The sequence below is a fragment of the Streptomyces melanogenes genome (genome assembly GCF_014649795.1).
Taxonomy (GTDB): Bacteria; Actinomycetota; Actinomycetes; order Streptomycetales; family Streptomycetaceae; genus Streptomyces; species Streptomyces noboritoensis.
Genome location: NZ_BMTS01000012.1, coordinates 216,830 through 236,894 on the forward strand (window position 1 = coordinate 216,830; position 20,065 = coordinate 236,894).

Sequence of the window (20,065 nt, forward strand, 5' to 3'; positions counted from 1 at the left end):
ACCCCGCCCCTTCCCTGAACCCTCCGGGGGTGGGAGGGGGCGGAGGTGTTTTCCCGGGGGCTATGCCCCCGGACCCCCCAGGGCGGGGCCTGCGGCCCCTGCACCCCGCCTCTTTCGTCTGCGGACCGTGGGTGGCTGGTCGCGCAGTTCCCCGCGCCCCCAAATGCGCCCCTGCGGGGCGCCCCTGTAGGGGCGCGGGGAACTGCGCGACCAGTTGGGGACGGTCCGCAGACGAACACCTGGCCGCGTAAGCCAAAGGGTGGCCACCCCCCTCCACGGGGGTGGCCACCCTTTGTCTTTTAGCTAAGCGGCCTGCAAAGGGGCGCTTACTTGCCCTTCGCGGCTTCCTTGAGCTTCGAGCCCGCGGAGACCTTCACGCTGAAACCGGCCGGGATGTCGATCGGGTCGCCGGTCTGCGGGTTGCGAGCGGTACGAGCGGCACGGTGGGTGCGCTCGAAGGTCAGGAAGCCGGGGATGGTGACCTTCTCGTCGCCCTTGGCGACGACCTCGCCGACCGTCTCGGCGAGAGCGGCCAGAACGGCGTCGGCGTCCTTGCGGGTCACCTCGGCGCGGTCGGCCAGCGCGGCCACCAGCTCACTGCGGTTCATGTTCTTACTCCCGTGTTCTTCTTGCCTGTGGGGCGTGCCACGCGGCGGAAGCCGCATGTTGGGTACAGCGAAGCCGATGCTGCCAGGGCCCTCGGACAGTCCCCGGACCCGGGTCCGTGTCGGACCCTCGCGCCCGGTTACGCATCCTGCCCCCACCTGTGGCGGGAAAGCCAATCCGGCACCCTCCGGAGTCACACGAAAAGCGCCACAGCCCCGTCGTGGTGACGCTCCGTCGACTCCCTGGAGACTCGCTGGAACCGCCGGGGCGGATGCGGGTGCCGCCACCCTACGGGCGGCCCCACAGCCCCGCATCCCGCGACGCGCCGGGCGCCGGGCGGACGTGGGGCCGGTCACAGCCCCGTACGACCCCTCAGAGGGCGGCCTGCGCCGCCGTCCGCACCGCGCCCGCCACCGCGCCCGCGACCTTGTCGTTGAAGACCGACGGGATGATGTAGTTCGGGTTGAGCTCGTCCTCGGTCACCACGTTCGCGAGCGCGGTCGCCGCCGCCAGCATCATGTCGGTGTTGACCGTGCGCGACTGGGCGTCCAGGAGGCCGCGGAAGACACCCGGGAAGACCAGCACGTTGTTGATCTGGTTCGGGAAGTCCGAGCGGCCGGTGGCCACCACGGCGGCCGTCTCGCGCGCCACACCCGGGTCGACCTCGGGGTCCGGGTTCGCGAGCGCGAAGACGATGGCGCCCTCGGCCATCGCGGCCACGTCGTCGCCGTTCAGGACGTTGGGGGCGGAGACGCCGATGAAGACGTCCGCGCCGACCACGGCCTCGCGCAGGGAGCCGGTGAGGCCCTCCGGGTTGGTGTTGTCGGCGATCCAGCGCAGCGCCGCCATGTCGGAGTCCGCGTCGGCCCCGGCCAGGTCCGCGCGGCCGGTGTGGACGACGCCCTGGATGTCGGCGACGACCGCGTTCTTCACGCCGGCCGCCAGCAGCAGCTTCAGGATGGCCGTACCGGCCGCGCCCGCGCCCGACATGACGACCCGTACGTCGCCGATGCCCTTGCCGACCACGCGCAGCGCGTTGGTGAGCGCGGCGAGCACCACGATCGCGGTGCCGTGCTGGTCGTCGTGGAAGACGGGGATGTCCAGGGCCTCGCGCAGCCGCGCCTCGATCTCGAAGCAGCGGGGGGCGGAGATGTCCTCCAGGTTGATGCCCGCGAAGCCGGGGGCGATCGCCTTGACGATCGCGACGATCTCGTCGGTGTCCTGGGTGTCCAGGCAGAGCGGCCAGGCGTCGATGCCCGCGAACCGCTTGAAGAGGGCCGCCTTGCCCTCCATGACCGGCAGCGCGGCCTTGGGGCCGATGTTGCCGAGGCCGAGGACGGCCGAGCCGTCGGTGACGACCGCGACGGAGTTGCGCTTGATGGTGAGGCGGCGGGCGTCCTCGGGGTTCTCGGCGATCGCCATGCACACCCGGGCGACACCCGGGGTGTAGATCATCGAGAGGTCGTCACGGTTGCGGATGGGGTGCTTCGACTGCATCTCGATCTTGCCGCCGAGGTGCATCAGGAACGTACGGTCGGAGACCTTGCCGAGGGTGACGCCCTCGATCCCGCGCAGCTTCCCGACGATCTCGTCGGCGTGCGCGGTGGAGGTGGCCGCGATGGTGACGTCGATCCGCAGCTTCTCGTGGCCGGAGGCGGTCACGTCGAGGCCGGTGACCGAACCGCCGGAGGACTCCACGGCCGTGGTGAGCTGGGAGACCGCCGTTCCGCTGGCGGGCACCTCCAGCCGGACCGTCATCGAGTACGAGACGCTGGGCGCCGTTGCCATGACCGGGTTCCTCTGCTTTCCCTAGCTTCGTTGCTAGCGCGACCCGAGCTGTTGCCGGGCAACGCCATCCGATGTTCGCACCTACCGGCGGGTAGCCGGTAACGCGCCATTCATTCCGGAAAACAGTTTCCACCATACGAGAGATGATCGGCCGGTGGAAGCCCCCGAAAAGCACAACAGGCCCACGCCATCCGCAGATGACGTGGGCCTGTCGCTCACGTGAAGACACCGACCCGCCATGCTCGCCTCGCGGCAAGTGGTCGCTCGAAGCGACTAAGGTTGGGCCCGGGGGCTTGGATCGAGCCGGTGCCGTACCCAGGCTAACAAACCACCCCGGCAAGTGATTCAAGCATCGCGAGTTGACTCCGCTGTATTTTCGGCGTTCCGCCGCGCTCAGTCCCGCAGCAGGTCCGGCACCCCGTCCGCATCCGGCTCGTCGCGCTCGCCGGAGACCACGGTGAGCTGCTGGGTCGCCCGGGTGAGCGCCACGTACAGCACGCGCAGCCCGGCGGGCGACTCGTCGGCGATCTCCGCCGGGGAGACCACCACGGTGGCGTCGTACTCCAGCCCCTTCGCCTCCAGGCTGCCGAGCGCCACCACGCGCTCGCCGAGCCCGGCCAGCCAGCGCGCCGCCTGCTCGCGCCGCCGCATGGCGACGACCACGCCGACCGTGCCGTCGACCTGGTCGAGGAGGCGGGCCGCCTCTTCCCGTACGGACTCGGCGAGGTCCTTGCCGGCCACGCTGAAGCGCGGCTCGACGCCCGTGGAGCGGACCGCCGCCGGGGACTTCATGCCCGGCATCGCCAACGCCAGCACCCGCGCGGCCAGTTCGGCGATCTCGGCCGGGTTGCGGTAGTTCACCGTCAGCTCGAAGCGGCGGCGGGGGCGGGAGCCCAGCGCCTCGTCGCGGGCGGCGGCCGCCTCGTCCGGGTCGGACCAGGACGACTGGGCCGGGTCCCCGACGACCGTCCAGGTGGCCGTGCGGCCCCGGCGGCCGACCATGCGCCACTGCATCGGCGTGAGGTCCTGCGCCTCGTCGACGATGACGTGCGCGTACTCGGTGCGCTCCTGCGCGAGGCGCTCCGCGCGCTCGCGCTGGGTCTCCTCGCGGTGCGGCATCAGCTCCTCGAGGCCCGTGAGCGCGTCCAGCGGGTCGTACTCGCGCTTCTTGCGGGGCCTGGCCGGGGTGCCGAGCAGCGTCTCCAGCTCGTCCAGGAGCGCCACGTCGTGCACCGACAGGGGCCCGTGGCCGCCTCCGTCGAGCCGGGAGAGCGAGCGGGCCAGGCGCCGGGTCTCGCCGGGCGTCAGGACGCGCCGCGCCCAGCGGTTCAGGCGCCGCTCGTCGCCCATCGCCGCGAGCACCCCGCGCGGGGTCAGCTCGGGCCACCAGGCGTCCAGGAACGCGAGGAAGCTGTCCTCGGAGGTGATGTCGTCGTCGAACGAGGAGCGCAGCTCGGCGGCGAGCTCCGGGTCCGTGTGCCGCCCGGCCGAGCCGGATCTGCTCCACAGGGCGTCCAGGAGCAGCTTGCGGGCGCGCGGGCGCAGCAGGTTGACGGGTGCGGTGCCGCCGAGCACGGCGTGCCGGATCCGCCGCAGCTCCTCGGCCTCCAGCTCGATGCGGCGCCCGAAGGCGACGACGCGCAGCCGGGTGGGGGTCACGGCGGCCTGACCGTTCACCGCCCCATCCTCCTCGCCCGTCTCGTCCGCCTCGCCGAAGGAGAGCTGGCCGGTGTCCTGCGGCGCCCGGGCCGGGTTGCCCCGCCTGGTCCTGCCGCGCGCCGGGTCCGCCGTCTCCAGGGCCCCGCGCGCCGCCTTGCGCAGCACCTGGAGCATCCGGGAGGAGCCCTTGATCCTGGCGACCGCCGGCTCGTCGTACGCGGTGGCCTCGGCGCCGTCGACCAGGTTGCCGACCGCGCGGATCGCCACCTGCCCCTCCTCGCCGAGCGAGGGCAGCACGCCTTCGGTGTACGCCACGAGCAGCGGGGTCGGGGAGACGATCAGGATGCCGCCCGCGTAGCGGCGGCGGTCCTGGTAGAGCAGATACGCGGCGCGGTGCAGCGCGACGGCGGTCTTGCCGGTGCCGGGGCCGCCCTCCACGTAGGTGACGGACGCGGCGGGCGCCCGGATCACCAGGTCCTGCTCGGCCTGGATGGAGGCGACGATGTCCCGCATGGTGTGGCTGCGGGCCTGGCCGAGCGCGGCCATCAGGGCGCCGTCGCCGATCACCGGCAGCTCGGCGCCGTCCAGTGTGGCGGTGAGCTCCGGGCGCATCAGGTCGTCCTCGACCCCGAGCACCTTGCGGCCCTTGGAGCGGATGACGCGGCGGCGCACCACCCGGCCCGGGTCGACCGGCGTGGAGCGGTAGAACGGCGCGGCGGCGGGCGCGCGCCAGTCGATGACCAGCGGCGCGTAGTCCGAGTCCAGAACGCCGATACGGCCGATGTGAAGCGTTTCGGCGATCTCGGCGTACTTGCCGCCCTCGTCCTCGCGTACGGCCCCCTCGGCGGGCTCCACGGCCGTGTAGGCCCCGTCGGGGCCCTTCTTGCCGTCCTTGCCGAGCAGCAGGTCGATCCGGCCGAAGAGGAAGTCCTCGAATTCGTTGTTGAGGCGGTTGAGGTGGATCCCGGCCCGGAAGACCTGGGCGTCCCGTTCCGCCAGCGCTCCGGGCGTTCCCACCTGGCCGCGCTGGGCGGCGTCGTTCATCAGGAACTCCGCCTCGTGGATCTTCTCCTCGAGGCGGCGGTACACCTTGTCCAGGTGTTCCTGTTCGACTCCGATCTCACGGTCTCTGACCGAGTCGACAGCGGCTTCCTGCGCGGCCACCGAGGCCCCCTTCTGACGTGCATTGGGCAGCCGTCAACCGTACGCGAAGGGGGCCGGTCTGTCAGGCGGTGACCAGCCGGTGATCTGCCGGAGATCACCGCCCGGTCAGGCCGGGACGTCCACGAGCGCCTTGCCGTCGAGGGTCCGGACCTCGAAATGATCGATCTGGTCCCGGTTCATGGCGGTACCGCCGTGCACGTACAGCGGGTACTCCGCCTCCTTGTGCGGGCTGTCCTTGATCCCGTACCCCCACTTGGGCACCGCCCAGGTGGTCACCGTCTCCTGCTCGCCGTCCTTGCCGATCGCGATGAGGCTGCACTTGAGCGGCCCCTTCACGTTCTTCAGCTGGAGGACGGTGTGGGTGCCCCAGCCCTTCTTCTCGGTGCCGACGGTCGCGGTGACGCCGGTGGTCGCGTCGGTGGCCGCCACCTTCTGGGTCATGTGGTTGAAGAAGGCGTCCTCGGCGGGGCTGGTCGGGTGCGGCTCGGCGGGCGCGGCCTGGTGCGTACCGCCGTCGTCGGAGGTGGCCACCACGGCGATCGCCGGACCGCCGATGATCAGCGCGGCGGCCGCCGCGACCAGGTACGTCGTGCGGCGCCTGCGCTTGGCGCGCTGCACCGCCACCTCGTCGATGAGCCGCTCGCTCATGCTCGGCGGGGCCGGGCGCAGCGGGCGGGCGGCGGGGCCCGGGAACTCCTTCAGGGTGGCCAGGAGCGGCTCCATGCCGCCGAGCTGGTCGAGCTCGGCGGCGCACAGGTCACAGCCCGCCAGATGCGCTTCGAAGGCGGTGGCCTCGGCGTCGTCGAGGATGCCGAGCGCGTACGCCGCGACCGCCTCGTGCTCGGACTGGTACTCCGGCGTGGTCATGCCGTCACCCCCCGTTCCTCCAACGCGAGTTTCATGGACCGCAGGGCGTAGAAGACGCGGGACCTGACGGTCCCGCTCGGCACGCCCAGTACCTCGGCCGCTTCATTGACCGTACGTCCTTTGAAGTACGTTTCGACCAGCGCCTCGCGGTGTGCGGGTGTCAGGTCGTCGAGTGCGTCCGAGAGCGTCATCAGCCACAGCGCCTTGTCGATCTCGTCCTCCGCGGGCATGACCTCCAGCGGCGACGGATCGACCTCCTGCGGCCGGGCCTGCCGGCTGCGGTGGCCGTCGATGACGATGCGCCGTGCGACCGTCACCAGCCAGGGGCGGACCGAACCGGTCGCTCTGTTGAGCTGACCGGCGTTCTTCCAGGCACGGATGAGCGTCTCCTGCACGACGTCCTCGGCCCGCTGGCGGTCGCCGGCGACGAGGCGGAGCACATACGCGAGCAGCGGTCCCGCGTGCTCGCGGTAGAGCGCCCGCATCAGCTCCTCGTCGGGAACGGAGCGGTGGCGGGCGCCTTGCGGACGGTCATCGGCCACGGCGGCATCCTTGCGCACCAGAACCTCCCGGTCGAGACCCTGCCGGCGCGCGGGTCGCGTACCGGCTCATCCCTCCATACGGGCGGTTGTCCTGAACCATTCAAATCAGCGCGAGATTTTTGTTTACGGAGTGCCCGCACGGTCTTCACAAGGCCGCGGCGGCCGTACGCCGCCGGTGGCGGGCCACCCGCTCCCGGTTGCCGCACACCTCGCTGGAGCACCAGCGCCGCCGCCGCCCGCGCGAGGTGTCGAGGTAGAGCCGGAAGCAGTTGTCGCCCTCGCACTGGCGCAGCCGGGACCGGTCCTGCGGGTCGGTGAGCAGTTCCACCGCGTCCCGGGCGACCACGGCGAGCAGCGCGGTGCAGTCGGGGGCGCCGCTGAGGGTGCGCACGAGCCGTCCGTCGGCGCCCCGGATCGCACGTACGCCCGGGGGTGCGGCGGCGGCCAGGGCATTGACCCGCTCCAGGGCCGCGGCGGCCGCCCCGCCGCGCCCGCCGAGCTCGGCGTGGACCAGTTGCCCGATCTGGTCGCGCAGTTCGGCGAACCGGACCAGCCACTGGCCGTCGGCCCCCGGCAGCGGGGTGCCAGGCGGAACGAGCCCGGCGCCGACGAGCCACTGCCCGAGCCGCCCCGCGCTGTCCAGCTGATCGCTGTCGTACGCCCCGGTCGCCACCAGATCCAGACAGATCCGCCCGGAGTCGAACCGCAACATGCGCCACCGCCTTGGGGGTTACCGGTGAGTGCCGTGCCTCCAGAGTGCCCGCCAGGGGGCGACGCCGGAAGCCCTCCTGCCGGGGCGCGGGCCGGGCGGTGGGCGGCCCGTACTCGGCAGCCCCGTCAGTCGTCGCCGTACTTGGCGTCCGACCCCGGGTCCAGGGCCAGCCGGTAGCCGCGCTTGACCACGGTCTGGATGAGCTTGGGGGCGCCCAGGGCGGTGCGCAGCCGGGTCATCGCGGTCTCCACGGCGTGCTCGTCCGTGCCCGAGCCCGGCAGGGCCCGCAGCAGGTCGGCGCGGGAGACCACCCAGCCGGGGCGGGCGGCGAGGGTGCGCAGCAGCGACATCCCGGCGGGCGGGACGGGCCGCAGCTCGCCGTCGACCAGGACCGCGTGGCCGCGGATCTCCACCCGGCGCCCGGCGATCGGCAGGGCCCGCGCCCGGGCGGGCAGTTCGCAGCAGAGCAGTTGGACAAGCGGCCCGAGCCGGAACCGCTCGGGCGCCACCGTCTTGATCCCGCGCGCCTGCAGCGGCAGCGCGGTGACCGGCCCGACGCAGGCGGCCAGCACATCGCGGTCGAGCGCCCGCAGCAGCTCGTCGAGCATCCCGCGCTCCTCGGCGCGGGAGAACAGGGACGCGGCGGCGGGGGCGCTGGTGAAGGTCACCGCGTCGAGTCCGCGCGCCACGGTGAGGTCGAGCAGCCGGTCGAGCGGGCCGAGGTCCTCGGGCGGCAGCCACCGGTAGACGGGCACCCCGACGACCTGGGCGCCGCCGGCCCGCAGCGCCTCCACGAAGCCGGGCAGCGGTTCGCCGTGCAGCTGGACGGCTATCCGGCGGCCCTCGACCCCCTGCTCCAGGAGCCGGTCCAGGACCTCGGCCATCGAGTCGGACGAGGGCGACCACTCCTCGGTGAGCCCCGCCGCCCGTATCGCGCCCTTCGCCTTCGGGCCGCGCGCGAGCAGTTCGGTGTCGCCGAGCCGGGCGAGCAGCGACTCGCCGAGCCCCCAGCCGTCGGCGGCCTCCACCCAGCCGCGGAAGCCGATCGCGGTGGTGGCCACGACGATGTGCGGCGGCTCGTCGATCAGCTCCTTGGTGGCCGAGAGCAGTTCGCTGTCGTTGGCGAGCGGCACGATCCGCAGGGCGGGCCCCTGCACCACCGCGGCGCCGCGTCGCTGGAGCAGCGCCCCCAGCTCTTCGGCCCGGCGCGCGGCGGTGACGCCGACCGTGAAGCCGGCGAGGGGTCCGTGCTGTGTGTCGACCATGGCTCTCCAACCGGGGTGGTGCGGCGTCGCACCGAGCCTGTCAACCCCGCGTGACAGGCCCGGTTCGCGCGCGTGTCCCCGGTGTTACGGCGAGGACGGCCGCGGCGCGCTCCCTGTGTCCTATTAGACCCCGTCAGACCTCGGCGTATACGGGCTCGGACGGTGCGGTCGCGGCGGTCGGACGGCGAAGGTACACCGCCCAAGTGGCCGTGAAACAGACCGCGTAGAAGAGGAGGAAGGAGACGAAGGCGGCGGTTCCCGTGCCGTTGCTCAGGAACGACTGGCGGAAGGCGAGGTTGATCCCGAGCCCGCCGAGCGCGCCGACGGCGCCGATGAGCCCCATCGCGGCCCCGGACAGCCGCCGCCCGTAAGCGGCCGCGGTCTCACCGGTCATGCCCTGGGAGACGGCCCTGGCCTGGAAGATCGCCGGGATCATCTTGTACGTGGAGCCGTTGCCGAGCCCGCTGAGCACGAAGAGCGAGATGAACCCGACGAGGAAGACGCCGAGCGACTTCTGTACGGAAGCGAAGATCACGACGCTGGTGGCCAGGGACATGGCGGCGAACGTCCACAAGGTGATCCGCGCACCCCCGAACCGGTCGGCGAACGCCCCGCCCACGGGCCGGATCAGCGAGCCGAGCAGCGGCCCGATGAAGGTGAGGGAGGCGGCCTGGAGCGGGGTGCGCCCGAACTGGGTCTGCAGCACGAGCCCGAAGGCGAAGCTGTACCCGATGAACGACCCGAAGGTCCCGATGTACAGCAGCGCCATGATCCACGTGTGCTTGTCCCGCACGGCCTCCAGGGCGGCCCCGGTGTCGTTCTTCACGGGCGCGAGGTTGTCCATCTTGAGCGCGGCGCCGATGGCGGCGGCGACGATGAGCGGCACGTACACGCCGAGGACGATCCGCGGATGGGTGGCCCCGGCCGTCCCGATCACCAGCAGCCCGATGAGCTGCACGACAGGCACCCCGATGTTGCCGCCCCCGGCGTTGAGCCCCAGAGCCCACCCTTTCTTCCTCAAGGGGAAGAAAGAATTGATATTGGTCATGGAGGAGGCGAAGTTCCCGCCCCCGATACCGGCGAGGGCGGCGACGAGCATGAAGGTGGAGTACGAGGTGCCGGGCTCCATCACGACGTACGCGGCGGCGGTCGGCACGAGCAGCGACAGGGCGCTGAAGACGGTCCAGTTCCGGCCACCGAACTTGGCGACCGCGAAGGTGTACGGGATCCGCACGAGCGCCCCGACGAAGGTCGCCATCGAGATCAGGAAGAACTTCCCCGCCGGGTCGACGTGGTACTTGGGCCCCATGAACAGGACCATCACCGACCACATGGTCCAGATGGAGAACCCGATGTGCTCGGAGAACACGGAGAACCACAAGTTGCGCCGGGCGACCCGCTCCCCCGTCCGCTCCCAGAAGACCTCGTCCTCGGGATCCCACTCCTCGATCCAACGGCCGTTCATTGACGCCTCCCTGATCGACGGTCCCTGCTGAGTGCTCGCTGACTGTTTCCGGACACCGACGGTAGGGAGACCGGGTTTCACCCCCGTGCCGCCGCGTGACCGCCGGGCAACCTTGTGTTCACGGGGGAGGCGATGGTGCGGTGAGGCCCACCCCCGCGGCTGCGGCGGCAACTCTTCATGGCGGGGCGCGATGGATGGAACCGGGGGTGTCCGCAGTCGCACAGCGGGGAGGGGCACCGCCTGAGCCCTGGGCGTGGCCCACCCGCTGAGAGCCGGGGTGGACCAGCAGTCCTGAGCGGCAGCCAGGAGTAACGTCGATGCATCGAGATCCGAAGGGTTTCAGGATGCCGTACGCCGACGACAGCACCCCGGACCGCATCGGGCGGCGCATCGCCAGAGCGCGCAAGGCTCGCGGCCTCACCCAACTCCAGCTCGCCCAGCGCATCCCGTGCTCGAAGTCCCTGATCGCCCAGGTCGAGCGGGGCCACAAGCCGGCCACTCCGTCACTCACCGCCGGGGCGGCCCGCGCGCTCGGCGTCCGCCTGGATCAGCTCACCGGGCAGCCGTACGAAGACCCACAGCGGGGCCGGGTGCACGCGACGGTTCCCGACATCCAGACGGCCATGCTGTCGTGGGACCTGCCGGAGGAGGACGTGCCGATCCGCTCCCGGGCCGAGCTGGCCACCGATGTGGCCCGCGCCTCCGCGCTCGGCCGGGCGGGCCGGTACGCCGCCCTCGGCCGGATGCTTCCGGCGCTCCTCGACGAGTTGTCGAGCGCCTGCCATGCGGCGGCCGGGACCGAGCGCGAGCGACTGTTCGGGCTCTTGGCCGAGGCGTACTCGGGGGTGACGGCGACCGCGTACACCGTGGGCCTGTTCGACCTTCGCTCCCAGGCGATGGACCGGGTGCAGTGGGCGGCCCGGGAGTCCGCCGACCCGCTGCGCGTCAGCCGGACGCAGTGGCAGCGCGCCACGCTGTTCTTCCAGGCCGCCGCGTACGACCGCGGCCTGCGGCTTCTTGACCGCGTACGCCACGACCTGGGCGAGGACATCGCGCGCATGGACGCGCGAGCGCTCAGCGTGCACGGCGCCGTACACCTGCGCTCGGCCATGTTCGCGGCGCGGGCCGGGAACGCGGGCGAAGCCCAAGCTCACCTCGACGCGGCGACGGATGCGGCCCGCCTCCTCGGCCGCGACGCCAACCACTACGGCCTGGAATTCGGCCCCACGAATGTGGCGATGCATCGGCTGGGGGCGGCGGTGGAGCTGCACGAGGGCCCGGAGATCGCCCGCCTGACGCGCCACACCCGGCTGCCTACCACCGTGGCGCCGGTGCGGGCGGGCCACTGGTACATGGACGCGGCGAAGGGGTGGCTGGACTTCGGCAACCGAGAGAAGGCGCTCACGGCCCTCCAAGCCGCCCGAAAGGTGGCTCCGGAGCAGACCCGCAACCATCCGCAGGTGCGGGAGACGTTCCTGACCCTGATGCAGCAGGAGCGCCGCACCAAGGAGTCACTGTCGGGGTTCGCCGCCTGGCTAGGCGTCACGTGACGATGTTTCACAAGCCGTGAAACTCGCGGGCTTCTCGTCGCAGCAGCATGAGCCGACAAGAGCCTCCGCGGTCGCGCGACCGGTCCGGGGGCATGGCCACAGCTGACGAGGAGCATCGCCATGCCGCGCTGCACTGACTGCCTGTTCAACCCGCGTGAGCATGGGATCGACGCGGATCGAGGTCGGCTTGGTGGGGTGGTGCTGGACCGATGAACAGGGCACGCCATATCGCGGAGCAACTGCCTGACTCAGACAAGGGCAGCCCGATCGGGCTTGACCTGTGCTGGACACCAGCGCCGGGCAATCCGGCCCGCACTGCACGCTGGGGGACAGACATGTCGGGCGGCACTTCCACGAGTACTCGGGCATTGCTTGGGATCGGCCATGACCGCGTACGAACGACGGGAGCCACAGGTAGTACTGACACTGCGGGTCTCACGGGACAGCGGCCGAACGTGGTAACCGCTGCGCACGATCCACATGACCAGGCTCCTGATCCCGGAACTCACATCCGCGTGGCCACCTTGCCGGTGCCTTCGATGCGCCCCGAGATCGCCAGGGCGCTGAGTTCCATCAGCAAGAGCACGTACCTGCGATCGAATGCCAGCCCCCTTGACAGATCACCCCACCGCAGCTAGCCCGGTTGGACAGCCTTCACAGTGAGCAAAATCGGCCGCGCCGTGGAGCCCCCATCCGTGCACCCAGAAACAGCTGACGGACCGCTGAAGGCGGATTGGGTACGCCGCTCGCGGCGACACCACAACTTCACCCCCCTCGCCACAAACATATGCACGCCATGACTCGCTCATGCGACTTCCAACGAAGCCTTTTACCGCTTCGCTAGCTTTCACCAATCTGACGCCAGAATTTATCCTTGAAACACGAAGGCCATGTTTTCACGCGACACTACAGCCCTGTCATACACCACACACAGACTCGAAATGCGGGCGTCCAGATCACTTAGATACCCCTCAGGGATCTCACCGGAGAAGAGCCTTGACGCCACAGTCACCGCATGAGTGAGGAAGGATTCATGACTTACAGAACCCAGGAAGTCTCGCACTCGAAGGACGTCAACGTAGTCCAGAATCGTGCACACTGTCCCGGCCCCATCATCCCCGAGAACATAGTCACCCTCGACGGCCATATCAGAGATGTCGTCCGCGCCTCCAGCAAGCAAGAATACCTGTCGAATAATATCCCACTCCTCCCCGAGATCACAGACCTCCCACTCGTCTTCACTTCGCTCCAGGTCCGCCTCCTCGACGGACCCGAATTTTGTAAGCACGAACTGAAATCCCGACTGAACATCGCCCGGCGCCACAGGGAAAGCAGCCATTTTCATCATTCTCCTCCTACCTTCTACAGGGAATTTATCAGTAGCTCCAAAGCGGGATCAGCGGCCCCGTCGGCAGCAGACTACCTCCGTAGCCCCAAGGTGACTTGGACCAGTCGTGGTTGTTGATGTTGCTACCCCACCAGTCCCGCGCACCATCCCATACCCTCCCGAGCCTGGATGGTTCGTTGGCCGGAGTCCGCACTGGAACCCGTTCAGGCGATGCCTCCGGGCTGCGAGGCTTGACCCTTTGGTTCTTATAGGCAATCACACCGGGGCTTATCGCCGAAGGGTAGGATTCTATAACCTCCCCCTTCTTGAACACGTTCGGCCCAGCCAGCGCGGGAAGATCGAACCCGACTTCCACGTTCAGGTGACTCGTAGATTTATCTTTCTTCAGCTGCAATTGGAGCTTTTCAACGTAGTCAAGCACCTCATCCTTTCCTTTCTTCTCGGCCTCACCTCCCGCATGCTTGACATCCCACACATACACCGTGTCAGAAGTCCAGTAAAGCAAGTCCGCCCGGCCTCCGAACTTTACACCTTTGACTCCACGGATATAGTTTTCACTATCCGAGAACCTCCTCGTCTGGCTAAGGTCAACGGTGACCTTACCCGGACCCATCGGTAGGGATATTCGCAGGTAATCGCGGTACCACATAATCACCGTGTCATGGGCCAAGGTGTACTGATCCTTGATCGCGGCATTCCTTGCCCTCCGGCGTTCCGCTTGAAGGTCTGGGTCGTAGAGTCCCGTCGGGTCGCTTCGAGAGATCGGACTGTTGTGACTGTAGGCGTACCCATTTACCTGTAGCGGATCGGCAACATCAACCACAGGGTCGGCTGAGAGGAAGTGGCCGTTGGCTTGGTCGTATTCACGGGCTCCCAGGTGCGTTAGATCGGTGGCCGTATCGTCGATTCCGGCACCCAGATACGTCCGCTTATTCGGCCAAGCCCCCGGCTTCGCCCCCCGCACCTCCCCGTACGGCTTGAACGCCCGGCGAGTGATCGGCTGCCCCGGCGACTGCTCCACCGACGTCGACGCCGTCCCCAGCTGGTCGCTCAGCAGGACGCTCAGTTTGTGGCCCGAGGTCGCGCCGTCCGTCGTCGACCGGACCACCGTCGGCGCGCCCGCCTGACCGTACGAACGGCTCGCCCGCGTGACCTTCCCCGCCGCCGTCGTCAGTTCCGTCTCGCCCAGGTACAGCACGCTGCCCGACGGCGAGTTCTCCAGGACGCGGTTGCCCTCGGCGTCGTAGACGTACTGCGTCTTGACGCCGTCGACCGTCACCGTGTCGACCTTGCGCTCCTGGGTCCAGGTGAAGCGCTGGGTGACGTCGGCCAGGTCGCGGACCGTGGTGTTGCCCGTGCGGTCGTACTCGTAGGCGCTGCCGCTGCCCGACGGAGTCGAGGTGACGTCCGTCAGCACGTGGGGCTGGATCAGGGTGCTCGGGCTGGTGCCGTTGCCCGTGATCGTCGTGCCGTAGCCGTACCGGAAGGACACGTCCTTCGTCGCGTCCGCCGGGTCGTGCTTGACATGGGTCGCGCGGTTGCCGAGGACGTCGAAGGTGTAGCTGTCCCAGTAGCCCGTCGACCCGCCCGCGACCGAACCGGCCGCCGGGGCGGCCGACTTGAGCGAGGCGGTGAGCGCCGCGTCCGGGCTGCTCTTGTCGGAGGCAGTGTCGGCCGCGTTGGCGATCGGGCCGCCCGACGCCGTGCCGTCCCCGTTGTACCCCCACTGCTGGCCACTGTCGGACTTGCAGCCCACTGACGTGGTGCCCGGGGTCAGGTTGGACGTCCAGGCGTGGACCAGCTGCCCCATCGCGTCGTACGTGAAGCACTGGTTGTCCCAGACGGACGTGCCCGCGTCCGTGAGCTGGCGGGCGTTGGACGTGACGTTGCCCGCCACGTCGTAGGAGTAGAAACTGCTGTTCACCCGGTGCGAGTTGGTCGTCTCACGGTCCGTGACCGTGCGCTGGAGTCGGCCCGTGTGCTCGTCGACGAAGTTCGTCGTCCAGACCCGGTACGGCTGGGGGCCGCTCACCACGCGCAGCGGCTCGCCGTACGGGGAGTACGTGACGTCCGTCGTGTACCAGCTCTGCCCCGACGTCGACTCCGCCAGACCATCGCTGTTGTAACGCGTGACGACCTTCTCCGCCGCCAAGCCGCCCACCGCCGGCAGGGTCACCGACAGTGGCTTGCCGGTCGGGGTGTACGAGAAGGCGTACGCGTACGTGCCGGACACGCCCGTCGTCATCGCATTGGCCGGGACCACCGTCTCCTTGCCCGTCGGCCGGTAGCCCGTGTCGTAGCCGGTGACCCTGTTGACGTAGTCGCCGCTCTTGTCGTGGCGGATCGACTCGACGGGCTGCCCGAGCGCACCCGGCAGGGTGTCGAACGAGAACTCCTTCACGGGCGAGGCCGTCGTGGAGCCTTCGCGGACCGCGACGATCCGGCTCAACTCGTCGTACGACGTGTACGTGCTGCCCCGGGAGTCGGTCACGCTCACCAGGCGGTCCGCGTCGTCGTATCCCGACGTCGTCTCACCCGTGTCCGGGTCGGTCGAGGCGATCAGGCGCTTGCGGGCGTCATAGGTGTACGTCCAGGCGTTGCCCGCCGGGTCGATGACCTTCGAGCGGTTGCCCCGGGCGTCGTACTCGTAGCTGGTCTGGCGGTACTCGGTGGACTGCGGGTTGGTGAAGTGCTGGATCGCGGTGACACGGCCGCGTGCGTCCGTGAGGGTCTTCACCGCAGGGGCCGCGCCGCCCGCCGGGACGGAGAACGTGCTGGTGTCCTGGTAGCTGGTGCTCGCCGCGTAGACGGACTTGCCGCTGAAGAGCGTGGAAACCCGGACCGGGCGCTCCAGGCCGTCGTACGTCGTCCGCGCCATGCTCGGAACCAGGCTGTCCGAGGCCCGCTTGAACTGTGCGGTCTGCGGGTCGCCCGCCGCCAGGTAGGGGTTCGTCTGCTCCCGGACGAGGCCGTGGTCGTCGTAGCGGGTGTCCGCGATGATCCGGCCGGGCCCGTGCGCCTCGCTCTGGGTCTGCACGGCACGCATCAGGCCGTCGTAGACGGTGACCTGCTTGGCGTACGTGCCGTCGTCCTTGATGTTCTCGACGGTGACGGCGGTCGGCTTGGTCTCCTTGTCCGTCGCCACCGCCATCTGGTAGGTGATCTTGACGTCGGGCGTCTGGGTGCCCGAGGAGCGAGCCGGGGTCCAGCCCTTCACGAGGCGGCCGAGCGCGTCGTACTCGGTGCGCGCCACACGACCGTTGGGGTCGGTGACGGTCAACGGCAGGGCACGGCCGGGGTCGAGTGTCGTGGTGGTCGCGAAGCCCTTGGGGTTGATGACCTTCGTCGAGGTGACGGGTCCGCCCGCATCGCCCGGCGTGTACTGGGTCTCGGTGGTGCCGACCAGCGGCTTCTTCACCGTACGGACGCGCCCCAGCGGGTCGTACGTCATCGTCACCGCAGGGCCGAAGGCACTGCCCGCGCCATTGGTCTCCGAGATCGTGGTGGCGAGCCCCTTGGCCGGGGTCTCGCCGTAGCCCAAACCGTCGTAGGACGTCCGGGCGGCCCCCGTCAGCTCCGTCGTCGCATCGGCGTTGGCGTAGTCGGCACACGACGTACTCGTCGAGCGGATCTGCTTGGGCAGTCCGATGAGGTTCGCGGACTCGTTGTGGACGTAGTCCGTCTTGGCACAGGTGTAGTCGCTGAGGCTCTCGCCCCCGGTTCCGTTGGGCCGGACGACGGCGGTCTGGACCTCGACAGGCAGACCGTGGTCGTCGTCGACCTTGGTCGTGGTGCGGACCGCCTGCCAGCTGGTGTCGACCGTCTGGATCGCGTCGGTGCGCTCCACCCCGGTGCGGTGGGCGAGCAGGGCGCCCGCACCGCCGTCGCGGTCGCGCGAAGCGGTCTGCTTGGACCACGGGAAGTTGAGGGTGCGCTTGAGCACCCGGCCGCCGGTGCCGTCGTACGTGATCGACTCGGCGGTCATCCCCCCGTACTGGGGCTGGTCGTCGGCGACCAGCGTCACCGTGCCGGTGGAGTCCTTGACCGCGCCGCCCGCACCCCGGAAGTAGCGGGTGACGGCGTACGACTGGGTCTGCGGGTTGCTGGCGGACGGCGTGTTCTTGCTGCCCTTGGTGGTGGCCACCTGCTGGAAGCCGCGCCACTCGCTGTACGTGCGCAGGTCGGGCTTGGTGAACTCGTCGTCACTCTTGCCCCAGGCCGCGCCGGAGTAGGAGTAGTTCGTCGTGATGCGGTCGGAGACCCCGGTGATCCGGTCGGTCTCCGTGACCGAGTCGACTAGGTACTTGTTGAACCAGGAGAGCGCGGGCTTCTCCTCCTCGCCGTCCGGCGACCATCGCACCGGGTAGCACGTGCCGGTGTTCTTGTCCTGGTCGACCGACGGCTCGGTGCGGCAGCCGCCCTTGTAGCGGACCTCGATGTCCGCCCCGTGCTCCGTGGCGACCGTGCCGATGCGCGGACGCGTGAAGCCCGGCCGGGGATCGCTGGACGACCTGGGAACCAGGTTGGGGAGTTGCTTGTCCTTGAGGTAGCCGCGCAGAGGGTGGTCGCTGCCCACGACGTACGGGCCGAAGCTGACGCCCGCGCTGGACATGAGCGTGCCGGTGCTGTCGCCCGGGGCGTATCCCCGACGGGTGATCTTGGTGAGCCACAGGCCCGGCGAGGTGTCGTACCAGTCGCGCGGGAAGCTCTGCTCAAGGCCGTACGTATCGACCTTGGCCAGACCGGTGACGCCCGGGCGCGCTGCCTCGGTGGTGATCGACTCCAGGCGCTTACGGGTCCAGAAGGAGGGGAATGCCGGACAGAGCTTGGAGTCGGACTTGCAGTTCAGGTTGCCGGGGACGTCCCACCAGGGACGGTAGGAGGCGGGATCCGCCGTGTTGTTGAACTTGGCCTCGTCGCAGGCGGTCGCGCCGGCCAGGCAGCGCTCCTTGGTGTTGAAGACAACACGGGCCGAGGGAGAGGTGAGCGACCCGGTGCGCAGCCCGTACTCGATGCTCGTCGGATAGCCGCCGCGGATGTACTTCTCGGGTGACTTGAACTTCTTGTTGGGGGCGTAGTAGTTCGTCTCCTGGGCCCAGTTGACGACCATGGCGTTGCCGTGGACGTCGACGACCTTGTCCAGACCCCAGTGCCAGGCCTGCTGCTTCTTGGTGGTGCCTTCGGCGCAGCGGGAGTCGGCGAACGCCGTGGCGTAGCAGGGCTCGCCGGGGTGGTTGCCGTAGACCGGGACGGTGAAGACGGAGTTGGTGTCGGCGTGGCTGCCGCCGACCTTGTTGAGGCCGTAGAAGTACTGGGTCCCATCGGTGGTGGTGACCACCCAGTACTCACCGTTGTTGTCCCCGTTGTCACCGCCGGTCCTGAGCTCGACGCGGGTGCCGTCGTCGTTCTGCGGACGGTAGGTGTCCGTGGTGCCGACCCGCACCAGCTCGGTCGTCCGGCCGCCGAGCGACATGACCGCGTTGTACGAGACCCAGCACAGGTCGGACGTCTTGTACTTCTTGTCCTTGTTGTTGGGTGCCCCGGCGTCGGTGTCCTTGCGGTCGTCCTGGCAGGCGCGGTAGCGGCGCTCGATGTGGCCGGGCTCGTACGTCCAGCCCTCACCGATCCACGAGGCCTGCGGCGAGCTGGTGGACGTCTTGCCGTCGACGGTCTGGGACGAGTACTCGAAGGAGATCTTCGGGGCCGGGCCCGCGGGGGCGGGCGGCACCGTCACGGGGTACGACCAGGTGAAGGCGCCGGAAGAGCTTCCGGCCGCCCACTTGCCGTCGCCCGCGAGCGGGGTGGCCTTGAACGAGCCTCCGTTGCCCGCGCCGGAGTCGACCGCGCCGATGACCGCCTTGTCCCCGCCGGCGGCGACCGGCTGGACGTACGCCGCCTGCATGACGCCGGAGGGAGCGGCGGCCCGGGGGGCGGCAGCCGGGGTCACCGTGCCGTCTGCGGCGGTGTCGACGGTCGCGGTGATCGTCTTGCCGTCGGTGTCGTTGACGGTCTCCAGGTCCTGGTAGGCCCGGCACTCCTCCACGTCCGGCGTGGTCAGGTAGCACTCGGGGAACTGCACGAAGTGCAGCCGGGAGGCCCAGTCGGCGCCGTAGAGGTTCGCGTACGTCTTGTAGTCGAGCTGCACGGACACCGGCACGGAAGCACCCGCCGGGGCCGTCACGGTGACGACCGCGCCGTCCACGCCGTCGGACTCGGCGGCCGTACGGGCGGACACACCCACCTGCCAGGTGCCCGTGGGTACGGAGGCTCCCGGGGCCTGGCCGAGCTTCACCGGGAGGGTTCCCACAGGCTCCAGACCGGCCGGAGTCGCGGTGGCGGACCCCGCACGGAGGGCCGTCTGCTGCGCGCTGGAGGAGAAGGTGACCGAAGCCGTGCCCGCGACGGGGGGTGTGGTGGTGCCCGCGGGAGCGTCGGTGGTGTTCGCCGGAGCCGCGACATCGATGCGGTCGAGCTTCGGGTCCCGGGTCCCGCCCTTGATCAGCTGGTCCTGGTGGAGGCTCTCCAGGACCAGGGCGTCACGCGGCACCTCGTCCCTGGCCGGGTCCGGCGGCTGCGCGAGCGCGGGCGTGGGCAGCAGGGCGATCGCCAGGGCCGCGCACACGGCTGAGAGCGCTGAGGCACGGCGGCGCCGACCACGTGCGGACAGCGGCATGACAAACACGGTGAAGTCCCCCCGGACGTCAACGGACGGCGCCTGGAAGGAACACAGGTGATGCCGCTTCAGAACGCGCTGATTCTGTGTGCCCGTTGTGAAGAAAGCCAGGGATATACGTGATCAGTGAAAATAACCACGCCGCGTATCGCCTCAACCACACCATCGGGGCAGGGAGTGCAGTATCCCGCCCAGGGGAGCAGGAATAGATCCTGATCGGCGGAGAACAGATAGCTCGGCCTGTTCGGGAGCAACTGTCGCTAATCAGCTCACGGATATGAACCGTTCGGCCATGAAAAGTGATCAATTGATGGGGTCATTTCCGCTCGGAGGACCTGGTTCGACTTTCGCGCGCACGGCAAGCGCACAGCTGCCGAAGGTGAGTCGGCGAGTGCGCGGGGTGACAGATCGGGCGTGACGGCGCTC

Annotated in this window: 11 protein-coding genes; 1 reads left to right on the forward strand and 10 read right to left on the reverse strand. The window is 69.6% G+C overall.

The window, feature by feature from the left end; all coding sequences use genetic code 11:
- Positions 1-326 precede the first annotated feature (326 nt).
- From IE252_RS25755 to IE252_RS25790, 8 genes are all read right to left on the reverse strand, one after another.
- On the reverse strand, positions 327-608 hold the full coding sequence (locus tag IE252_RS25755; RefSeq protein WP_067159632.1) for an HU family DNA-binding protein: 282 nt from the start codon (positions 606-608) through the stop codon (positions 327-329).
- A 370-nt stretch (positions 609-978) separates the two neighbouring features.
- Positions 979-2,394, reverse strand: a complete 1,416-nt coding sequence (locus IE252_RS25760) for an NAD-dependent malic enzyme (protein WP_190091845.1) — start codon at positions 2,392-2,394, stop codon at positions 979-981.
- Positions 2,395-2,787: 393 nt separating this feature from the next.
- Positions 2,788-5,217, reverse strand: a complete 2,430-nt coding sequence (locus IE252_RS25765) for a HelD family protein (RefSeq protein WP_190091846.1) — start codon at positions 5,215-5,217, stop codon at positions 2,788-2,790.
- 105 nt (positions 5,218-5,322) lie between these two features.
- Entirely contained in the window at positions 5,323-6,084 is a 762-nt protein-coding gene (locus IE252_RS25770; protein ID WP_190091847.1) for an anti-sigma factor family protein, read from the reverse strand.
- Positions 6,081-6,644, reverse strand: coding sequence for a sigma-70 family RNA polymerase sigma factor (locus IE252_RS25775; RefSeq protein WP_101388525.1), 564 nt, complete (start codon positions 6,642-6,644; stop codon positions 6,081-6,083). The genes IE252_RS25770 and IE252_RS25775 overlap by 4 nt, the downstream gene beginning before the upstream one ends.
- Before the next feature lie 127 nt (positions 6,645-6,771).
- Positions 6,772-7,338, reverse strand: a complete 567-nt coding sequence (locus tag IE252_RS25780; RefSeq protein WP_190091848.1) for a CGNR zinc finger domain-containing protein — start codon at positions 7,336-7,338, stop codon at positions 6,772-6,774.
- A gap of 125 nt (positions 7,339-7,463) precedes the next feature.
- On the reverse strand, positions 7,464-8,603 hold the full coding sequence (locus tag IE252_RS25785; protein WP_190091849.1) for a uroporphyrinogen-III synthase: 1,140 nt from the start codon (positions 8,601-8,603) through the stop codon (positions 7,464-7,466).
- 133 nt (positions 8,604-8,736) lie between these two features.
- Positions 8,737-10,068: a nitrate/nitrite transporter gene (locus IE252_RS25790; RefSeq protein ID WP_190091850.1), complete on the reverse strand. Its 1,332-nt coding sequence runs from the start codon at positions 10,066-10,068 to the stop codon at positions 8,737-8,739.
- A gap of 344 nt (positions 10,069-10,412) precedes the next feature.
- Between IE252_RS25790 and IE252_RS25795 the strand changes: the two genes are divergently transcribed.
- Positions 10,413-11,618, forward strand: a complete 1,206-nt coding sequence (locus IE252_RS25795) for a helix-turn-helix domain-containing protein (protein WP_190091851.1) — start codon at positions 10,413-10,415, stop codon at positions 11,616-11,618.
- A gap of 868 nt (positions 11,619-12,486) precedes the next feature.
- On the opposite strand, the gene IE252_RS25800 is transcribed toward IE252_RS25795, so the two are convergent.
- Together IE252_RS25800 and IE252_RS25805 are read right to left on the reverse strand one after the other, a co-directional pair.
- Entirely contained in the window at positions 12,487-12,957 is a 471-nt protein-coding gene (locus IE252_RS25800) for a DUF1877 family protein (RefSeq protein WP_190091852.1), read from the reverse strand.
- Positions 12,958-12,994: 37 nt separating this feature from the next.
- Positions 12,995-19,639 carry an RHS repeat domain-containing protein gene (locus IE252_RS25805; RefSeq protein ID WP_190091853.1) on the reverse strand — a complete coding sequence of 2,215 codons (6,645 nt, stop codon included), beginning with the start codon at positions 19,637-19,639 and terminating at the stop codon, positions 12,995-12,997.
- Positions 19,640-20,065: the final 426 nt, after the last annotated feature.

What these genes read in the sequence shown, in the direction of transcription:
- IE252_RS25755 (WP_067159632.1), bottom strand. Translation starts at nt 608, where the DNA reads ATGAACCGCAGTGAGCTGGTGGCCGCGCTGGCCGACCGCGCCGAGGTG.
- IE252_RS25760 (WP_190091845.1), bottom strand. Translation starts at nt 2,394, where the DNA reads ATGGCAACGGCGCCCAGCGTCTCGTACTCGATGACGGTCCGGCTGGAG.
- IE252_RS25770 (WP_190091847.1), bottom strand. Translation starts at nt 6,084, where the DNA reads ATGACCACGCCGGAGTACCAGTCCGAGCACGAGGCGGTCGCGGCGTAC.
- IE252_RS25780 (WP_190091848.1), bottom strand. Translation starts at nt 7,338, where the DNA reads ATGTTGCGGTTCGACTCCGGGCGGATCTGTCTGGATCTGGTGGCGACC.
- IE252_RS25785 (WP_190091849.1), bottom strand. Translation starts at nt 8,603, where the DNA reads ATGGTCGACACACAGCACGGACCCCTCGCCGGCTTCACGGTCGGCGTC.
- IE252_RS25790 (WP_190091850.1), bottom strand. Translation starts at nt 10,068, where the DNA reads ATGAACGGCCGTTGGATCGAGGAGTGGGATCCCGAGGACGAGGTCTTC.
- IE252_RS25795 (WP_190091851.1), top strand. Translation starts at nt 10,413, where the DNA reads ATGCCGTACGCCGACGACAGCACCCCGGACCGCATCGGGCGGCGCATC.
- IE252_RS25800 (WP_190091852.1), bottom strand. Translation starts at nt 12,957, where the DNA reads ATGGCTGCTTTCCCTGTGGCGCCGGGCGATGTTCAGTCGGGATTTCAG.
- IE252_RS25805 (WP_190091853.1), bottom strand. Translation starts at nt 19,639, where the DNA reads ATGCCGCTGTCCGCACGTGGTCGGCGCCGCCGTGCCTCAGCGCTCTCA.